General features: G+C 64.9%; 8 protein-coding genes. 1 reads left to right on the forward strand and 7 read right to left on the reverse strand.

The features are described from left to right. Window positions 1–9 precede the first annotated feature (9 nt). The 4 genes from FHW58_RS23965 to FHW58_RS23980 all read right to left on the reverse strand — a co-directional run bounded on the left by FHW58_RS23965 (window position 10) and on the right by FHW58_RS23980 (window position 10,338). On the reverse strand, window positions 10–2,874 hold the full coding sequence (locus FHW58_RS23965; RefSeq protein WP_179675684.1) for a TonB-dependent receptor domain-containing protein: 2,865 nt from the start codon (window positions 2,872–2,874) through the stop codon (window positions 10–12). 350 nt (window positions 2,875–3,224) lie between these two features. Continuing rightward, complete coding sequence (locus FHW58_RS23970) at window positions 3,225–6,002, reverse strand: TonB-dependent receptor domain-containing protein (RefSeq protein WP_179675685.1); 2,778 nt, start codon at window positions 6,000–6,002, stop codon at window positions 3,225–3,227. Between the two features lie 255 nt (window positions 6,003–6,257). Then, window positions 6,258–7,283, reverse strand: coding sequence for a cupin-like domain-containing protein (locus FHW58_RS23975; RefSeq protein ID WP_179675686.1), 1,026 nt, complete (start codon window positions 7,281–7,283; stop codon window positions 6,258–6,260). Window positions 7,284–7,347: 64 nt separating this feature from the next. Further along, window positions 7,348–10,338 carry a TonB-dependent receptor gene (locus tag FHW58_RS23980; RefSeq protein WP_179675687.1) on the reverse strand — a complete coding sequence of 997 codons (2,991 nt, stop codon included), beginning with the start codon at window positions 10,336–10,338 and terminating at the stop codon, window positions 7,348–7,350. Window positions 10,339–10,574: 236 nt separating this feature from the next. On the opposite strand from FHW58_RS23980, the gene FHW58_RS23985 reads away from it, so the two are divergent. Then, window positions 10,575–11,795 carry an ROK family transcriptional regulator gene (locus tag FHW58_RS23985; RefSeq protein ID WP_179675688.1) on the forward strand — a complete coding sequence of 407 codons (1,221 nt, stop codon included), beginning with the start codon at window positions 10,575–10,577 and terminating at the stop codon, window positions 11,793–11,795. Here the strand turns inward: FHW58_RS23985 and FHW58_RS23990 are convergent. From FHW58_RS23990 to FHW58_RS24000, 3 genes are all read right to left on the reverse strand, one after another. Beyond that, window positions 11,780–12,622 (reverse strand): DUF817 domain-containing protein, encoded by an 843-nt coding sequence (locus FHW58_RS23990; RefSeq protein ID WP_179675689.1) that lies wholly within the window; start codon window positions 12,620–12,622, stop codon window positions 11,780–11,782. The genes FHW58_RS23985 and FHW58_RS23990 overlap by 16 nt on opposite strands. Window positions 12,623–12,727: 105 nt before the next feature. Further along, entirely contained in the window at window positions 12,728–13,045 is a 318-nt protein-coding gene (rpsJ, locus tag FHW58_RS23995; protein WP_072786805.1) for a 30S ribosomal protein S10, read from the reverse strand. Window positions 13,046–13,167: 122 nt separating this feature from the next. After that, window positions 13,168–13,920, reverse strand: a 753-nt coding sequence (locus FHW58_RS24000; protein ID WP_179675690.1) for an elongation factor Tu, incomplete at its 5' end; no start/stop codon positions are given.

The following is a 13,920-nucleotide window of genomic DNA, read 5'->3' on the forward strand; positions in this document are numbered from 1 at the left end:
GCTCAGCTATTAATAGAAGGTGTAGCTGGCGTTGAAGGTGAAGTAACGGCCCCATGGGTTGTGCAGGCCCTCGTTGTAGCCGGCCAGCGGCGCGCCCGAGCTGGCGCCGTAACGTGGATCATACGGCGCGCGCTTGTCGAACAGGTTCTGGATGTTCAGGCTGAGCGACCAGTTCTTGAAGCCGGTGTAGCTGTAGCTGGCGCCCACCGTGGTCCAGCTGTCCACCGCGCACTTCGGATAGTAAGCCTCGTACAGCGGCACCGTGGTGTTGCGGTCCGGTTCGGCGTCGGTCGGCTTCTTGGTGCCGTAGTGGCAGAACGGCTGGGCGAAGGTGTCGGTGCCGTCGTAGCGACGCAGCAGCGAGACCGGGCCGACGTAGTTGACGTTGGCCGACAGCGAGTGGTCGCCGCGGCTCCAGTTGGCGGTCAGCGTGGTCTTCCAGCGCGGGATGTCGAGGCCGCTGCTCAGCGCCCAGTCGGTAATGCCGGCGCTGCTGCCCGCCAGATTATGTTCCGGGTCGCCCACCTGGCCGGCGATCGAGTAGTGCGAGGTGTAGGTCGAGCTGACCTTGGTGTCCAGCGAGCCCCAGCTGCCCATGTTGTGGCGGTAGCGCGCTTCCAGGTCGATCCCGCGCACTTCCGACGACCCCTGGTTGATCCACGGCTCGCGCACCATCAGCAGCGGGCCGGTGCCGGGAATCGGCTTGCCGTTGCCATCGAGGATGAAGTTGGCCGGGTTGGTGTCGCGCACGATCAGGCCCGGGTTGCTGTCCTCGTTTTTCAGCGCGTCGAAGGCGCTGCCCAGGATCACCTCGCCCTCCTTGCGGATGCGCCAGAAGTCCACCACGAAGTCGAGGTCCTTGGTCGGCGAAATGATGAAACCGATCGAGTGGCTCTTCGAGCGTTCCGGCACCAGGTTCGGGTTGGCGCCGCCGGTGCCCGCCGCCGACTTGTTGCAGTCGACTTCGGTCGCGCCCGGCTTCGGTGTCACCTCGTCGGTCTCGCAGCGTTTCGGGTCATACAGGCCGCTCAGGAAGAACTGCGCGCCGCCCGGCGTCACCTGGGTCAGGCCCGGGGCGCGGAAGCCCTTGGCGTAGGTGCCGCGCAGCGCGAACATGTCGCTCGGCGTCCACTTGCCGCCGAACTTCGGCACGAAGTTGCGCTCCAGGTTCTGGTATTTGTCGACGCGGCCGGCAAATTCCAGTTCCAGCGATTTCAGCAGCGGAGTGCGCAGCTCGAAGAACGCCGACTTGACGTTGCGCCGGCCATCGATGACGGTGTTGGCCAGGCCGTAGATGTCGCCGCGCGCCACCAGCTCGTCCGGGTTCAGCTTGATCTTCTCCTGGCGCAGCTCGAAGCCGGCGGCGAACGCCAGCGGGCCGCCCGGCAGCTGGCCGAACTCGGTGTTGGCCTTGCCGTCCCACTGCAGGATCGAGGCCTTGTTGTCGGTCACCACGTCGTGGCCCAGGGTCGGGTCGGCCGACAGCTGGGCCAGCGAGGTGCCGGTGTTCAGCTTGCGCAGCGTCGGCAGGTACAGGCGGCCGTAGGTGGTGTCGTCGCGCTTGGATTCATTCCACAGCAGGCCGGTGTTCCAGTCCCAGCTGCCGTAGGTGCCTTCCAGGCCGACCAGCGTGCGGATGCCCTTGTTGACGTTTTGGGTGCCGCCGCGCAGGTTTTCAAAGCGGTAGCCGACCGAGGCGCGCGCGTTCGGGAACGGGTTGTCCGGGTGGCCGATCGGCAGGATGGCCTGGAACGGCGCGGCGGTACCGTTGGCGGTGAAGTTGGTGACCACCGACTGGCCGATGGTGATCGGCGCGCCGGTGTAGTTGCGCTCGGTGCGGCTGAGCGCCACCTCGGCGAACGCGCGGGTATTCTGCCCCAGCTTCAGCACGCCGCGGCTCAGCAGGCTGGCGTCCTTGCCGGCGCTTTGCGCCTCCAGGAAGCGGGTGGTGTCGTAGTTACAGAAGGTGCGGTTGATGAACACGCTGGTGGCGGCAAAGCCCATGGCGGTGCTGCCCACCAGTTGCTGCGACGGATCGCAATTGGTGCGCACCACCAGGTTGGTCGGCGCCAGCGCCTGGTTGACGGCGAAGTTGGCCGAGCCGGGCGAACGTTCGCGGTAGAACGCCGGGCTGGCCGACACGGTGCTGCCGTACGGCGTGGCGTAGCGGCTGTTGAGCTGCTTGTACTGGTCGAAGGCGATGTCGGTGGCGTCGGCGCGCAGCACGCGGTCGCGCTTGGAAACGTCGACGGCGACGAACACGTTGTAACCGTCGGCCTCGACGTCACCCTTGCCCCAGAAGGCGTTGGCGCCGCGGCGGCCGAAGTTGCCGTCATCGTTGGCGCCGGCGCGGGCCGACACCTTGAGGCCCTCGAAATTGTTCTTGGTGATGAAGTTGATCACGCCGCCGATCGCGTCGGAGCCGTACACGGCCGAGGCGCCATCCTTCAGGATCTCGACCCGGTCCAGCGCCGACAGCGGGATGCTGTTCAGGTCATACAACGTCGAGTTGCCGTCATTCGGGTCGGCGTAGGCCGATGGCGTCATGCGGCGGCCGTTCAGCAGGATCAGCGTCGACGTCGACGACAGGCCGCGCAGCGAGGCGGTGGCCACGCCGCGCGAGAAGCCACCGTCGTTGGTGTCGTAGTTGTTGTCGGTGCCCATCGACGGCACGGTGCGCATCAGTTCCGACACGGTGGAGGCGCCGCTGGCCTTGATGTCCTGGATGGAGATCACCTGCACCGGCGAATTGCCTTCCTTGCCGACGCGCTTCAGGTTGGAGCCGGTGACGTACACCGACTCGACTTCTTTCTCTTGCGCCTGGCCGACGGCCTGGGCGTGTGCAACATGGGTGTATGCGAGGCTGAGCGCCACGGCAAGCACGCTCCTTTTCAATTGCAGCTGATTCTTCAAGTGACCCCCCGAATGTTTGTAAAATTATGTAATTTCATGTAAGAACTGGTTTCATCTCTTGTGGAGATCGCCAATTCCTGTCATGCCTGACAAATTTCACATAACTTCGTTTGCAAATGAAGAAATTTTTAGCAATATCTAAAGTTGCAGAAATAGTATGCGCTAAGTTCGGGCTTCTTCCGCTATCTGTGCAAAAAATGGTCGCTCAATTGTGCTATTTTCGCAACGCTTGAGGTAAAAAAAATGCCGCCCCGTGGAGCACGGGACGGCATCGCGAAAGTCACCCGGCGGCGCCGGAGGACGCTGCTACATTAGAAGAACTTGTAGCTGGCGGTCAGGCCGATGCGGCGGAACTGCGGCTGGTAGCCGTCGCGCCACTGGACCGGTGCGTCTTTCGACAGCAGGTTGTCGATGTACAGCGCCAGCGTGGTGTTCTTCACGCCGGTGTAGGCCAGGTTGTAGTCGACCGTGGTGTTGCTGCCAACGTGGCCGCAGGTCGCCAGGTAGGCGGCCGAGACGTTGTTGGTGGCGCAGTAGGTCGGCGACGACAGGCTGTTGTTGCTGTAACCGCTGTTGTAGTTGATGGTGAAGCCGTGGTCGAAGGCGCCGTTCTTCAGGCTGCCGCGCAGCTTGGTGTTCAGGCGACCGCCGAGGTCGTACGTACCGGCCATGTTGGTGTCATACGCGTTGTCGGTGACGCTGAACTCCTGGTATTTCCACAGGTAGGTGCCTTCCAGCTTCAGACGGACCTGGCCCAGCGCGGTGTTGAAGCGGCCCGAGGCGTCGAAGTCGAAGCCCGACGCGCGGGTCTTGCCACTGTTGACGTATGGGTTGTACAGCAGGCCGATCGCGCCGACGCCGCCGAAGTTCAGCGTGTTGCTTGGCGCGTACTTCTTGACCAGGGCGTAGAACAGGTTGTCCGACGCGCTGTTGTCCACACGGATCAGCTGGCCAGCCGGCAGGCTGGCTTCGCCGCGCAGGATGTCCGAGGTCGAACGCGTGCCGATCTCATCCTTGCGCTCGATGTGGAAGTAATCCAGCGCCACGCTCCAGTTCTTGATCGGTTCCCACACCGCGCCGGCGGTGATCGAACGCGAGGTTTCCGGCTTCAGGTCCTTGTTCGACGACACGAAGGTCGGGATGCCGGCCAGGCAGTCGGCGTTCTGCAGGGTGTTGCCTTGCGCCTTGTCGGCGGCGGTGGCGCCCGGCGCGTTCTGGATCAGCTTGTTCAGCGCCGAGGCGGTCGAGCAACGGCGCGGGTCGCTGATGCTGTTGGCGAACGACGAACGGCCCAGACCGTTACCGGTTTCGACGATGTTCGGCGCGCGGAAGCCGCCCGAGACGGTGGCGCGCAGCAGCAGGCTGTCGGTGGCGTTGATGCGCAGGCCCAGCTTCGGCGAGTAGTGGACGTCGCTGTTGGTCGACTTGTCGGCGCGCACGGCCGCGCTCAGCTCGACACGCTTGATCACCGGAATGGTGGCTTCGGTGAACAGCGCGTAGTGGTCCATATTGTCGTTGACCTGCAGGCCGGCGATGCCGACCAGCTCACCGCGCAGCACGTTGTCCGAGCTGGCCATTTCATAGTGTTCGCGACGGATGTCGGCGCCAAACGCCATGTTCAGCGGACCGGCCGGCAGTTGCATCACTTCGCCCGACACGGTGCCGTTGGCGAACGAGGTGCGCGATTTGCCGATGGTGGTGCGGATCGGGAACATCGAGTCCAGCAGCGCGTAGCTGTTCTGGCCGCCGAACTTGTAGGTGCCGTTGACGATCGCGCTGGTGTAACCGGTGGCGCTGGCGGCGCGGGTGGCCTTGGTCGCTTCCGAGTTCATGTAGCCAACCGCCGACTTCCAGTCCCAGCCGCCGACGTCGCCAGCCAGGCTCAGCATCACGCGCGACTGCTCCGACTCGGTGCGGTTGAAGTTGAAGCCATTGCCGGTGTCGGCGAAGCGGGCGCGGAATTCAACCGGCACGGTGTACGGGTTGTTCGGGTGGCCGACTGGCAGCTTCGGATAGAAGAACGGGCCGACCATCTTGCCGTCGATGGCGTTGTACCAGGTGCTCGACGAGGTGGTCGGCTGCACGGCGAACGGCGCGACGATGTAATCGTTGCTGGCGGCGGCGTTGGTGATCTCGAAGTTGGCGTCAATCGACTTGCCAATGCGGAAGTGGGTGTTGCTGGCCAGCGCGTAACGCTTGGCGTTGGTGGTCAGACCGGTCTGCGGCAGGATGTTGTACTTGCACAGCTTGTCTTTCGGGTCGATGGCGTCGGCCGGGCAGCCAGGCGCCGCGACGTAGTTCGACGCGCCCAGGTACAGGTTGCCGGTTGGCGAGTAGACGCTTGGCGCATCCCAGGTCGAGCGGCTCGGGGTCAGGCGGTGCCAGTCCGGGTAGTGGCTCTGCAGGTCGCCCTGCGAGTAGCCATCGCTCCGATAGCCTTCATAGGTCAGGTAGGTGTTGAAACCGTTGGTGTCGATGTCACCCCAGCCGATGATGCCGGCCACGCTGCGGTTACGCTGGTCCTTGAACTTTTCCGATTCCTTGTAGTTGGCGGTAATGCGCGCGCCCTCGAAGTCCTTCAGCAGGATGATGTTGATCACGCCGGCGATGGCGTCGGAACCGTAGATGGCCGACGCGCCGTCCTTGAGGATCTCGATGTGGTCGATGGCGCCGGCCGGAATCGCGTCCAGGTTGGTGAAGTTCTGCTGGGCGCCGTCGGCCAGGCCGTATTCGGCGATGCGCTGGCCGTTGACCAGGATCAGGGTGGCCACCTTGCCCAGGCCGCGCAGGCCCACGCCCGACGAACCGGTGGCGAAGCTGCCCGAGCTGCTCGATGCCGAGCTGATGTCGGTGCTGACGGCCGACGACGAATTCAGAATGCCCAGCGCGGTGGTCTGGCCGGTGCGCGCGATGTCCTCGCGCGTCAGCACCTGCACCGAGCCGGCGGCTTCGGCTTCGGTACGCTTGATGCTGGAACCGGTGATGGTGACGCGCTGCAGTTTGGTGCCGTCGGCGGCTGGCGCGTCCTGCGCGATCGATTGTTGAGCAAATGCGAGGCCCAGCGCCATGGCAATGGCGCTTTTTTGCATGGTGTGTTTCAAAGACTACTCCCTGAAGTGATGAAAAATACTTTTTTTTCGCTTCCTGGTGCAGCTGCTCTGCGGCAGCCGTCACTTTCACGTTGAGGGTGTCAATTTCGCACAATATTGCAGGTCTCACAAAGCAAAAATACTCATTTTTTATGGTATTACTAACTATTTCCCGTATTTTTGTTGTTTTCTGGCCGCATGGCAAAGACTGAAAAATGATTGGCGCAGCGCCGATGCGCCGAATTAAATGCGGTATCAGCGGTTGAGCCGCTGCAGCAGCCGGGCGCGCAGCGCGCGCGCGCCGTCCTCGTCGAGCGGCGCCAGCACGCCGCGCGCGGCGGCCGGGATGTGGGCCGCCTCGCTGCCGTCGCTGTCGAACACGTAGTGCTGGAACAGCTGCTGCCACGCCGCGCGCTGGGCCGGCGGCAGGTCGCGCATGCTCATCAGCGCCAGCAGCAGCGTGTTGAACGGCGTGTCCATCCAGGCCGGCGACTGCCGCCACCAGTAGTTGACCAGGATGTTAAACGGCGTCAGCCCCTCGACGTGGTGCCACCACATGCTGGGGATGAACAGCGCGTCGCCGGCTTCCAGCTCGGCCGTCTGCGCCTGCGCCAGCGCCGTGGCGAAGCGCGGGTAGCGCGCCAGGTCGGGCCGGTGCAGGTCGACCAGGCTGACCGACTGCCCGGCCGGCGTGAAGTCCAGCGGGCCGACATACAGGTTGGGCAGCTGCTCCGGCGGGAACAGCGTGAAGCGGCGCCGCCCGGCCGCCACGCAGGCCAGGTTGTCCGGCACGTCGTAGTGGGCCGGGATGATGGTGCGGTTGCCGATCCAGATGCTGGCCAGCGGGTCGCGGCCGCCGAGGTTGACATCGTTTTCAGCGCGCAGGCCCGGCAGGCAGGTGTCGATCGTGGTCGAGCCGACGTACAGCGTGGGCGGCGCCGGGTGGTCGAGGTGGGCCGCCAGCGCGTCCAGCACCTGGTCGAAGCGCACCATCTGCGACTGGAAATTGAAGCCGCTGAGGTCGTCGTTGTAAAAGATCCGGCCGCCGGTCTCGGGCGCCGCGTGCGAGGCCAGCACGGTGGCGTCGCGGTAGTAGCGGCGCAGGTAGGCGTCGGCCGCGCGCGGCGACTGGCGCGCCGCCCGCACCAGCGGCCAGTCGTCCACCAGGCCGCGCAGCACCAGCGGCGTGGTGGCGCTCAGGAGTTCATCCGGCAGCGGCTGGCTGCCGTCGGCACGCAGCGCGCGGCTGGCGCGCGCATCGAGTTCTGCAATCGGTTTCATACGCTCCAACGTAAAAAAGGCCGCCTGGACAACGGCGGCCTGGGACACGGTCAGACGCCGCGGCTTAGAACTTGTAGCGCGCGCCCAGCATGTAACGCGGTCCGGCCTGCGTCACGTTCAGGGTGGCGGCCTCGGTGCGGCCAAACTGACGCTGGGTGGCGTTGGTCAGGTTGATCGCCTCGGCCTGGAAGCTCAGGTTCTGGTTGTAATTGTAGCTAATGCTGACGTCGGTCTGGCCGTATTTGTCGGTGTACACCGGCGCCGCGCGGCCATTGCCGTCCACCGTCGCGGCCAGGAACTTGTCGCGCCAGTTGTACGCCACCCGCACCGACCACTTGCTGTCCTCGTAGATGCCGACCAGGTTGGCCGAGTTGCTGAGGCCGAGAATCGCGAACTGGTCGTTGGTGTTGGCGTTGTCGTACTTGGTCGGCGAGGTCACGTAGGTGTAGTTGGCCTGCACGCCAAAGCCGCTGCGGCCGAACATGTGCTGGACGTTGACTTCCGCGCCCTTGACCGTGGCCGATTTCTGGTTGGCGTAGGTGGTGGTCAGGAAGTTCATCAGCGGATCGGTCGGCAGGCCGGTGATGTTGCCGTTCAGGTTGCCGTCCGACTTGACGCCGGTCTTCTGCACGCCCGGCTGGCCATCAAAGTTGCCAAGGATGTAGTTGCGGATGCAGTTGGTGTCGGCCGTGGCGCAACCGGAGCCGATCGCGGCGTTGTAATAGGCGCCGCCCACCGGCGTGTGCAGGTTGTACAGGTTCTGCGAGATCACCGTCTGGCCGGCGTAGTTGTCCATCTTCTTGTGGAAGGCGGCCAGCGACAGCACACTCTGCTGGTCGTAATACCATTCCCACGACAAGTCCAGGTTCTTCGACTTGACCGGTTTCAGCGCCGGGTTGCCGACCGAGGCGGTGCCGCCGGTGAACACGTTGGCGATGGTGCCCAGCGTCAGGCCGCCCTGCAGCTGGTCGTAGCGCGGCCGGCCGATGGTGGTGCCGGCGCTGAAGCGCAGCTTCATGTCCGGGCGCAGGTCGGCGTCGAGGTTCAGGCTCGGCAGCACGTTGGTGTAGGACGCGTCCTCGGTGCTGAAGGCCTGGCCGCCAAAGGTCAGCGGCAGTTCGTTCTGCGACACCCACACCACCGCCGTGCCCGGCAGCACCTGGGCCACCGAGGTGACCTTGGTGCGCTCGAAGCGCAGCCCGATGGCCGAGTGGAACGGGATCTTGGTGTCCCAGTCGGTATTGAAGGACACGTAGCCGGACGTGGTTTTTTCCTTCAGCGTGCGGTCGGTGTCGGCGCTGGCGAAGTTCGGCAGGTAGGCGGCCTGGTTGCCGACCGCGTTGGCGGTCAGCGCGCGCAGCGTGGCGAAGTCGAAGGTGTACAGCGAGCCGAACAGTTGCGGCGCGTCGTGGCCGCCCAGCTGGTTGAAGAACGAGCCCAGCGGGTTGGCGGTGAAGATGTTGCCCGGATAGTCGGAAGCCTTGGTGGCGCCGCCCCAGGTGTTGTTCTGCACGTTCGAGTAGGTCGAGCGGTTGGTGGCATCGGTGTAGCTGAGGCCAAAGTTCAGGTCGGACGCTTCCAGCAGCTTGAGGTTACCCTTGGCCTGCGCCTGGTTGATGGTGGCCTTCTGGTAGCTGTTGTGGAACCACGAACCGGCGGCCTGGATCGGCTGGTTCACCAGATCGGCCGCCGGCATGCTCAGCACCGGCAGCTCGTGGGTGAAGTCGATCTTGGTGGTGCCGCGGCTGAAGCTGGCGTTGGACAGGTTGTTCTCGCTGCCCCACGGGCTGTCCGCGCCGGACTCGGCGGTGGAATGGTGGGCGTCGAACTCGACGCGCAGGTCGGGCGTGGCCTTCCACAGCGCGTTGAAGCCGATCGACTGGTTCTTGGTCTTGGTGGCGTAATCGCCGCCCACCACCGAGATATCCTGCGGCGTCTGGTACACCTCCTGGTAGGTCAGCGGCGACACCACGTGGCCGCTCGGCCAGGTGCTGGTCGAGGTCGGGGTCTGGCCGAACCATACGCTCAGCTCGTTGCGGCGGGTGTGGATCTTCTGTTCCGAGTAGGTCAGGTCGAGCGTGGTGGTCAGCTCCTTGACCGGGCGGAACTGGAACACCAGCTGGCCATTGGTACGCTCGCGCTCGATGGCGTTGACGCCGTAGCCGAAGTTCTGCGGGATCGAGTACAGATCGTTCGGGCCCGGACGGTTGGTGATGTTCTGCGAACCCGGCTGGCCAGGCTGCGGCAGCGTCACGCCCGAGGTGGTGTCGGAGCCCAGGTAAGGCCCCTGGTAGCCGTTGGCCAGGCCGGCGCGGTTGAAGCCGGAATCGCGCTTCTGGTAGCTGGCGCTGACGGCCACGCCAAAGCGGCCGTCGGCACTGGTGTTGCTGTAGATGCCGGACACTTCCGGCGTCACGCTGGAGCCCTTCAGCATGCCCGGCAGGTGATCGTTGGAGGTGTCGTTGACGGCCTTGGCGCCGATGCTGGCGCGCATGCCCGGGTTGTCCAGCGGGCGCGCGGTCATGACGTTGATGGTGGCGCCGATGCCGCCGCTCGGCGTGTCGGCGCGGCCGGTCTTGTACACCTGCAGCTGCGAGATGGCTTCCGAGGCCAGGTTGGAAAAGTCGAACGAACGGCCGGACAGGTCGCTCAGGTCGGTGGTCGGCATCTGCCGGCCGTTCAGCAGCACCAGGTTGAAGTCGGGGCCGAGGCCGCGCACGGTGACCTTCTGCCCTTCGCCGTTGCTGCGGTCGATCGACACGCCGGAAATGCGCTGCAGCGATTCGGCCAGGTTGGTGTCCGGGAATTTACCGATGTCATCGGCCACGATGCCGTCGACGATGCCGTCGGCGTTGCGCTTCATGTTGAGGGTCGACTGCAGGCTGGCGCGGATGCCGGTCACGACCACCGACGGCGCGTTGGTGGTGCTGTCGGTGGCGCTGGAAGCTTCCTGCGCCTGGGCAAGCGACAGCGTGGCGCACGCGCCTGCCACCGCCATGCAGATCAGGCGGCGACGGCCGGGCAGCCGTGAAAACGTTTTCAAATGTTGATGCATTGTGTCTCCTTATTTATCGTGTAAGCCGGGGGGCGCTCTTTTTCATCCGGCGGCCGCTGGAATTTGTTCTGGGGACAAATTCGGCGATTTCAGGATAGGAGAAGCCCTGCTGTTAGTCAATTGATCGAACCAATTGCGATGCCTTTTTTGGCATTACATAATGCCGTAATGTTGTAATAATGTGCTAACAGGCGGCACGGTGTATGATCGCTCGACATTCCCTTGGAACAGGACCCATGATCGTCGCCGGTGACCAGCAATTACTCAAGCAAATCAATCGCATGGCGCTGGTGCGCCAGTTGTGCGGCGCGCCCGGCATGTCGCGCGCCGGGCTGTCGGAAACCGTCGGGCTGACCAAGTCCACCGTCAGCCTGCTGGTGCGCGAACTGATGGACGAGGGCTGGCTGACCGAGAGCGCGTTGCGCGCCACCGGCGCGCTGGGCCGGCGCGCCACGCCGCTGCACCTGGACGGCGAGCGGCTGGCCCTGCTCGGCGCCGACCTCGGCATCACCGGCCTGCGGCTGGTGGCCACCAACCTGCTGGGCGTGGTGCTGGCCGAGCGCGACGAGCCCTATGACGACGCGGCCGACGCCGCTGCCTGCGTGGCCCAGGCCGCGCGCGCGCTGACCGCGCTGGCGGCGGACGCCGCGCTGGCGCCGCGCACGCTGCTGGGCCTGGGGGTCGGCCTGCACGGCGCGGTCGACGACACCAGCGGCCTGCTGCACGTCGCGCCCCACCTCGGCTGGCGCAATGTCGACGTTGCCGGCCTGCTGCGCGCCAGCCTGGCCGGCACGGCGCTGGCGACGCTGCCGCTGTTCATCCAGAACGAGGCCAAGGTGGCGGCGCTGGCCGAGCTGGAGTTTTCCGGCGAGCGCGGCGCCGATCCGCTGATTTATGTGAGCATCGGTTACGGCGTGGGCGCCGGCATCATCGTCAACGGCCGCCTGATGACCGGCCTGTACGGCTTCGCCGGCGAGGTCGGCCACACCATCCTGCAACAGGGCGGGCCGCCCTGCTCCTGCGGCCGCCGCGGCTGCGCCGACGCGCTGATCGGCCTGCAGGCGCTGCTGGACGCGGTGCACGGCCCGCGCCAGCCGGCGCCGCCGGAGCCGTTGCAGCAACTGTTCAGCGCGGCCGAGCGCGGCGACGCCGCGACGCTGGCGGCGGTGGCCGCGGCCGGCCGCCATCTGGGCGTGCTGCTGAACAATCTGTGGGTGGCGTTCGACCCGATGAGCATCGCGCTCGGCGGCGCCGCCATGCGGCTGGGCGAACACCTGGTGGCGCCGGCGCGCCAGGTGCTGGCCGAGTACGCGGCCGCCACCTCGCTGGCGGCGCCGGCGGTGCGCACGCCACCGTTCGGCGCCAACAGTATCGCCATCGGCGGCGCCGCCATGGCGCGCCACTACCTGATGCGCCCGTTCGACGGGCACGGCGTGGGCAGCTATGCCGGCACGTGAATGCGCGCCTTGATGTGCTTGAGGTGGGCGACGATGGTGAAGGTCATCACCACCAGCAGCGACCACGCACTCCATTTGCTGACATGCACCACCGACCACGCGCCCAGCTGGTTGGGATAGCGCCACACGCCCCAGAAGGTGCCGATGTTTTCCGCCAGCCAGATGAAGAAGCCGATCAGCACGAACGCCAGCAGCAGCGGCATCTGGCGCGCGCGGTCCAGCGGCCGGAACACCACCGTGGTGCGCGCATACAGCCCCAGCGCGCAGGCCGCCAGATACCAGCGGTAGTCGCCGATATAGTGATGGGTGAAGAAGTTGGCGTAGATCAGCAGCGCGATCAGCACCGCCATCCAGTACGGCGGATGGTGGCGGATGCGCAGGTCGAACAGGCGCCAGGCCTGGATCACGTAGCTGCCCACCGCCGCGTACATGAAGCCGGAGAACAGCGGCACGCCGAACAGCTTGGTGTAGGCGAAGTCCGGGTAGCTCCATGACTGGATGCTGGCCGACACCTTGAACGCCTCCAGCGCGAAGCCGACCAGGTGGAACAGGCACACCGCCTTCAGCTCGTCCAGGGTTTCCAGCCTGGCCCACAGCATCCAGCCCTGGATGGCGACGGCCGCCAGCAGCAGCACGTCGTAGCGCGGCAGGCCGAACAGGCCGGCGCGCGGCACCAGCAGCACGCTGGCGAAGAACAGCGCCACGAACAGGCAGGCGCGCGCCTCCTTGACGCCGAAGTAGAGGAATTCCAGCGCGAAGCGGCGCCAGCCGCGCAGATCGCGCGGCGCCGAGGCGGTCAGCAGGTGGGTGTCGAGGGTGGCCAGCATGGCCACCCACTCTAGCGGCTTCGGCGGTAAAAAACAATGGGGCCGGACGCGCGAGCGTCCGGCCCCATCATCAGCGGGCAGCCAGGGCTGCCGGCTTACAACCGATTACTGCAGTTTGATTTCGACATCAACGCCAGCTGGCAGGTCCAGCTTCATCAGGGCGTCAACGGTCTTGTCGGTTGGGTCGACGATGTCCATCAGGCGCTGGTGGGTGCGGATTTCGAACTGGTCGCGCGAGGTCTTGTTGACGTGCGGCGAACGCAGAACGTCGAAACGCTGGATGCGGGTTGGCAGCGGGACTGGGCCTTTGACCACGGCGCCGGTGCGCTTGGCGGTGTCAACGATTTCCAGGGCCGACTGGTCGATCAGCTTGTAGTCGAAAGCCTTCAGGCGGATACGGATTTTTTGATTGGTAACGGTCATGATAATTCCCTAAAAGAGCGAACTGGCAACTTTGTAGCGCCAGCAATTTCTAAAAGAACGAAAGTACAACAAGGGCCGATATGATAGCACCATATCGGCCCTTGTGGATCAGCGCTTAAAAATTAGGCGATGATTTTGGCCACAACACCGGCGCCCACGGTACGGCCGCCTTCGCGGATCGCGAAGCGCAGACCTTCTTCCATCGCGATCGGGTTGATCAGCTTGACGGTGATCGACACGTTGTCGCCTGGCATAACCATTTCTTTGTCCTGTGGCAGCTCGATCGAACCGGTCACGTCAGTGGTACGGAAGTAGAACTGTGGACGGTAGTTGTTGAAGAACGGGGTGTGACGGCCGCCTTCGTCTTTCGACAGCACGTAGATCTCGCCGGTGAAGTGGTTGTGCGGCTTGATCGAACCTGGCTTGGCCAGAACCTGGCCACGCTCCACGTCTTCACGCTTGGTGCCGCGCAGCAGCAGACCAACGTTGTCGCCGGCTTGACCCTGGTCCAGCAGCTTGCGGAACATTTCCACGCCGGTGCAGGTGGTCTTGACGGTTTCCTTGATGCCGACGATTTCGATTTCTTCGCCGACCTTGATGATGCCGCGCTCCACACGACCGGTCACCACGGTGCCGCGGCCCGAGATCGAGAACACGTCTTCCACAGGCATCAGGAAGGCGCCGTCCACTGCGCGCTCTGGGGTCGGGATGTACGAATCCAGGGCTTCAGCCAGTTGCATGATGGCCTGTTCGCCCAGCGGGCCGGTGTCGCCGTCCAGCGCCAGACGTGCCGAACCTTTAACGATCGGCAGGTCGTCGCCTGGGAACTCGTACTTCGACAGCAGTTCGCGCACTTCCATTTCGACCAGTTCCAG

Source organism: Duganella sp. 1224 (genome assembly GCF_013408245.1).
Classification (GTDB): domain Bacteria; phylum Pseudomonadota; class Gammaproteobacteria; order Burkholderiales; family Burkholderiaceae_D; genus Rugamonas.

Excerpts from the sequence above, each read along its gene's own strand:
- FHW58_RS23975 (WP_179675686.1), bottom strand. The coding sequence starts at position 7,283 with ATGAAACCGATTGCAGAACTCGATGCGCGCGCCAGCCGCGCGCTGCGT.
- FHW58_RS23985 (WP_179675688.1), top strand. The coding sequence starts at position 10,575 with ATGATCGTCGCCGGTGACCAGCAATTACTCAAGCAAATCAATCGCATG.
- rpsJ (WP_072786805.1), bottom strand. The coding sequence starts at position 13,045 with ATGACCGTTACCAATCAAAAAATCCGTATCCGCCTGAAGGCTTTCGAC.
- FHW58_RS23970 (WP_179675685.1), bottom strand. The coding sequence starts at position 6,002 with ATGCAAAAAAGCGCCATTGCCATGGCGCTGGGCCTCGCATTTGCTCAA.
- FHW58_RS23980 (WP_179675687.1), bottom strand. The coding sequence starts at position 10,338 with ATGCATCAACATTTGAAAACGTTTTCACGGCTGCCCGGCCGTCGCCGC.
- FHW58_RS23990 (WP_179675689.1), bottom strand. The coding sequence starts at position 12,622 with ATGCTGGCCACCCTCGACACCCACCTGCTGACCGCCTCGGCGCCGCGC.